The organism is Streptomyces sp. SID1328 (genome assembly GCF_009865595.1).
GTDB lineage: Bacteria > Actinomycetota > Actinomycetes > Streptomycetales > Streptomycetaceae > Streptomyces > Streptomyces griseoluteus.
In genome coordinates, this window is sequence record NZ_WWKH01000470.1 from 1 (window position 1) to 4,263 (window position 4,263).

The window sequence follows — 4,263 nt, forward strand, 5'->3', positions numbered from 1 at the left end:
GTGCCTGGCCACCGGGGAGGGCTGGATCGCGGAAGAGGCACTGGCCACCGGGCTGCTCTGTTTCCTGCTCTTTCCCGCCGACCCCGTCCTGGCGCTGCGCCGGGCCGCCTGCACCTCCGGCGACTCCGACTCCATCGCCTGCCTGACCGGCGCCTTCGCGGGCGCCTGGCTGGGCGCGGACGCCTGGCCGGCGGACTGGGTGGACCGGATCGAGCACCGGGACGAACTGCTGGAGCTCGATCCGGTCCACCCAGTCCGCCGGCCAGGCGTCCGCGCCCAGCCAGGCGCCCGCGAAGGCGCCGGTCAGGCAGGCGATGGAGTCGGAGTCGCCGGAGGTGCAGGCGGCCCGGCGCAGCGCCAGGACGGGGTCGGCGGGAAAGAGCAGGAAACAGAGCAGCCCGGTGGCCAGTGCCTCTTCCGCGATCCAGCCCTCCCCGGTGGCCAGGCACGGGTCGGTCTCCGGGGAGGGCGTGCGCAGCGCGTCCTGGAGGCGGCCGAGGACCGCCAGGCACTCGTCCCAGCCGCGCGCGATGAACCCCTCCGGGGTCGCGTCCCCGGCGCGCTGCCACAGGTCGCCGAGCCAGAGGTGGTGGTAGCGGGTGCGGTTGTCGAGGGCGTACGAGCGCAGCCGGCCGACGAGCCCCTCGGGGTCCGTTCCCTGAGCCAGCAGCCGCACCGCGTGCGCGGTGAGGTCGGAGGCGGCCAGCGCGGTGGGGTGGCCGTGGGTGAGGCCGGACTGCAACTGGGCGGCGCCCGCCCGCTGTTCACCGGTCAGGCCGGGAGCGAGGCCGAGCGGGGCGACCCGCATGTTCGCGCCGCACCCCTTGGAATGGACCTGACTGGCCTCCTGCCACTCCCGCCCCTCCTCCTTGAGCAGGGCGCAGGCGGTGAGGCAGGTGCGGCCGGGGGCGCGGTTGTTCTCCGGGGACTGGTACCAGTCGACGAACTCCTCGCGCAGCGGCCGCTGCAGCCGCTTCGGCGCGAGCCACCCCCGGCCCATGGCGGTACGGAGCCCGCGTCCGAGCGCGAGGGTCATCTGCGTGTCGTCGGAGACGAAGGCGCGGCCCGGCAGTTCCATCTCCCGCCAGGGTCCGCACTTGGCGAGGATGGACGGCACGTCGTTGAACTCGGTCGGGAAGCCCAGCGCGTCACCGAGGGCGAGTCCGAGCAGGGAACCGGCGGCGGCACGCTTTCCCGCGGGCGTGGTGGTCATGGGTCAAGTCCTTCCGGGCGCCCATGACCCGGCCCCCGTTGGTCCGGCCGCATGGCCACCCGACTAATCGTCAGGTTGACCATAAAGCCGGACCGTCACCGGCGGCAAGACCCCTTCCTAGAGGTCGACTTCCTTCATCAGCATGCCGACCTCGGTGTTGGACAGGCGGCGCAGCCAGCCCGACTTCTGGTCGCCGAGGGTGATGGGGCCGAAGGAGACGCGGACCAGCTTGTCGACGGGGAAGCCCGCCTCGGCCAGCATGCGGCGCACGATGTGCTTGCGGCCCTCGTGCAGGGTCACCTCGACCAGGTAGTTCTTGCCGGTCTGCTCGACCACGCGGAAGTGGTCGGCGCGGGCCCAGCCGTCCTCGAGCTGGATGCCGTCCTTGAGCCGCTTGCCGAGGTCGCGCGGGATCGGGCCGACGATGTGCGCCAGGTACGTCTTGCGCACGCCGTACTTGGGGTGGGTGAGGCGGTGGGCCAGCTCGCCGTGGTTGGTGAGCAGGATGACGCCCTCGGTCTCCGTGTCGAGCCGGCCCACGTGGAAGAGCCGGGTCTCGCGGTTGGTGACGTAGTCGCCGAGGCACTGGCGGCCCTCGGGGTCCTCCATCGTGGAGACCACACCGGCGGGCTTGTTCAGCGAGAAGAACTGGTACGACTGGGTCGCGACGGTCAGGCCGTCGACCTTGACCTCGTCCTTCTCCGGGTCGACCCGGCGGCCCTGCTCCAGCACGATCTCGCCGTTGATCTCGACGCGGGCCTGCTCGATCAGCTCCTCGCAGGCGCGCCGCGAGCCGTAGCCCGCACGGGCCAGCACCTTCTGCAGCCGCTCGCCGTCCTGCTCGGCGCCGGGGAAGGTCTTGGGCAGCTTGACGTCCTTCTTGCCCTCGTACCGCTCCCGGTTGCGCTCCTCGGCCCGCGTCTCGAACTCACGCGAGCGGCCGGGCGCCGTACGGCCGCGCCCCGCCTGCTGGGACTGCTTGGGGCCGCCCTTGGCGCCGCCGCGCGCCGCGCCGCCACGGCCGGACTTCGGGCCGTCCTTCGTGGCGCCGGGTCCGACGTCGTAGCGGCGCTCCTCCGGACGGGGCTTGCTGGGGCGGCCCTGCCCCTTGCGCTCGTCCCGGTCGTTGCCGCGGGGGTTACCGCGTCCGCTGTTCCTGCCGCTGCCGCTGCTTCGCATCAAGGTTTCCGTCGTAGTCGTCTGCGTCCTGACCACCGGCCGCGTCGGGCGCGTCCGGGTCGAACGACGGGACTCCCTCCTGGGTCTCCGCCTCGATCGCCTCCGCCTCGGGGAGGAAGGGCGCGAGTTCCGGAAGCTCGTCCAAGCCGCGCAGGCCCATCCGCTCCAGGAAATAGTTCGTCGTCACGTACAGGATCGCACCTGTTTCGGGTTCCGTGCCCGCCTCGGCCACCAGACCCCGCTGGAGCAGGGTCCGCATCACCCCGTCGCAGTTGACCCCGCGCACCGCGGAGACCCGGCTGCGGCCGACCGGCTGGCGGTACGCGACGACCGCGAGGGTCTCCAGAGCCGCCTGGGTGAGCCGGGCCGTCTGGCCCTCCAGCGCCAGGCGTTCCACGGCGGGGGCGTAGGCGGGGCGGGTGTAGAAGCGCCAGCCGCCCGCGACGAAGCGCAGCTCGAAGCCGCGGCCCTGGGCGGTGTAGTCGTCGGCCAGTTCGCGCAGCGCCTCGGCGATCCGGCGCCGGGGCCGCTGGAGGACCCGCGCCAGGTGTTCCTCGGTCGCGGGCTCGTCCACGACCATCAGGACGGCCTCCAGCGCGGGCTTGAGGTCGAGGGCGGCGACGCGGTCGTCCGGGGCCTGGTGGTTCACGTCTTCTGCTCCCCGGTGGTCTGGTCGGGCTTCACGGGCCGGTCGAACTCGTCGGTGACCGCCGGCGCCGCCGTCTCCCCGCCGGTCCAGCGGACCAGCAGGGTGCCGAGCGCGGTCTCCTGCTCCAGGGAGACTGCCTTGTCCCGGTACAGCTCCAGCAGCGCGAGGAAGCGGGCGACGACGGTGAGGGTGTCGTCGGTGTCGGCCACCAGTTCCTGGAAGTCGGCCTCACCGGCCTCGCGCAGCCGGGCCACCACGACCCGGGCCTGCTCCTGGACGCTGACCAGCGGGGCGTGGATGTGGTCGACGTACACCTGCGGCCTGGCCTTCGGCTGCATCGCCTTCACCGCGAGCCGCGCGAACCCCTCGGGTCCGATGCTGATGACGACCTCGGGCAGCAGCTCGGCGTGCTCCGGCTCCAGGCCGACGGTACGGGGATATCGGCGGCCCTCGTCGTCCAGCCGCTCGTTGAAGATGTCCGCGATCCGCTTGTAGGCCCGGTACTGCAGCAGCCGGGCGAAGAGCAGGTCCCGCGCCTCCAGCAGGGCGAGGTCGGCCTCGTCCTCGACCTGGGCGGCGGGCAGCAGCCGGGCGGCCTTGAGGTCGAGCAGGGTGGCGGCGACGACCAGGAACCCGGTGGTGCGGTCCAGGTCCCAGTCGGGCCCCATGGCCCGGATGTGCGCCATGAACTCGTCGGTGACCCTGGACAGCGCGATCTCGGTGACATCCAGCTTGTGCTTGGTGATGAGCTGGAGCAGCAGGTCGAAGGGGCCCTCGAAGTTGTCCAGCCGGACCTTGAAGACGCCGTCGGGCGCGGGCGCCTCCGGCTCGGGAGCCTCAGGTGCCGGGGCCGGGGCCGGGGCCGGGGCCGGGGCCGGAGGTGCGGTGTCCGGGCCCCGGCCCAGCGGGCGTCTCGGGCCGGTCGTGGCGGTGCGGTGCGCGTTCATGGGGGTCGCAGGCTATCGGTCGGGCGGTGGGAAGCCGGGCTACCGCCCCCGCAGCCGCCGTACCAGGATGCTGGCTTCCCCGCGGGACTCCAGGTCGGCGAGGACCACGGCGACCGCCTCGCGGACGATGCGGCCGCGGTCGACGGCGAGGCCGTGCTCGCCGCGCAGCACCAGCCGGGCGTGCTCGAGGTCCATCAGTTCCTCGGCCGAGACGTACACGGTGATCTTCTCGTCGTGCCGCTCGCGCCCGCTGGGCCGCCGGGCGGCCGCACGGC

At 73.1% G+C, this 4,263-nt stretch carries 3 protein-coding genes and 3 pseudogenes; 1 reads left to right on the forward strand and 5 read right to left on the reverse strand.

Annotated elements, in window-relative coordinates; all coding sequences use genetic code 11:
* A pseudogene (locus GT030_RS14605) lies at positions 1-232 on the forward strand (ADP-ribosylglycohydrolase family protein); the annotation flags it as partial.
* Here the strand turns inward: GT030_RS14605 and GT030_RS14610 are convergent.
* The 5 genes and pseudogenes from GT030_RS14610 to GT030_RS14630 form a co-directional block, all read right to left on the reverse strand.
* Positions 230-1,213: pseudogene (locus tag GT030_RS14610) on the reverse strand (ADP-ribosylglycohydrolase family protein); the annotation flags it as partial. The pseudogenes GT030_RS14605 and GT030_RS14610 sit on opposite strands and share 3 nt — an antisense overlap.
* 117 nt (positions 1,214-1,330) lie before the next feature.
* Positions 1,331-2,392: a pseudouridine synthase gene (locus GT030_RS14615; protein WP_031183243.1), complete on the reverse strand. Its 1,062-nt coding sequence runs from the start codon at positions 2,390-2,392 to the stop codon at positions 1,331-1,333.
* Complete coding sequence (scpB, locus tag GT030_RS14620) at positions 2,352-3,041, reverse strand: SMC-Scp complex subunit ScpB (RefSeq protein WP_086695921.1); 690 nt, start codon at positions 3,039-3,041, stop codon at positions 2,352-2,354. Before scpB ends, GT030_RS14615 begins: the two co-directional genes overlap by 41 nt.
* Positions 3,038-3,988 (reverse strand): segregation/condensation protein A, encoded by a 951-nt coding sequence (locus GT030_RS14625; RefSeq protein ID WP_161201486.1) that lies wholly within the window; start codon positions 3,986-3,988, stop codon positions 3,038-3,040. The genes scpB and GT030_RS14625 overlap by 4 nt, the downstream gene beginning before the upstream one ends.
* A gap of 39 nt (positions 3,989-4,027) precedes the next feature.
* A pseudogene (locus tag GT030_RS14630) lies at positions 4,028-4,263 on the reverse strand (hypothetical protein); the annotation flags it as partial.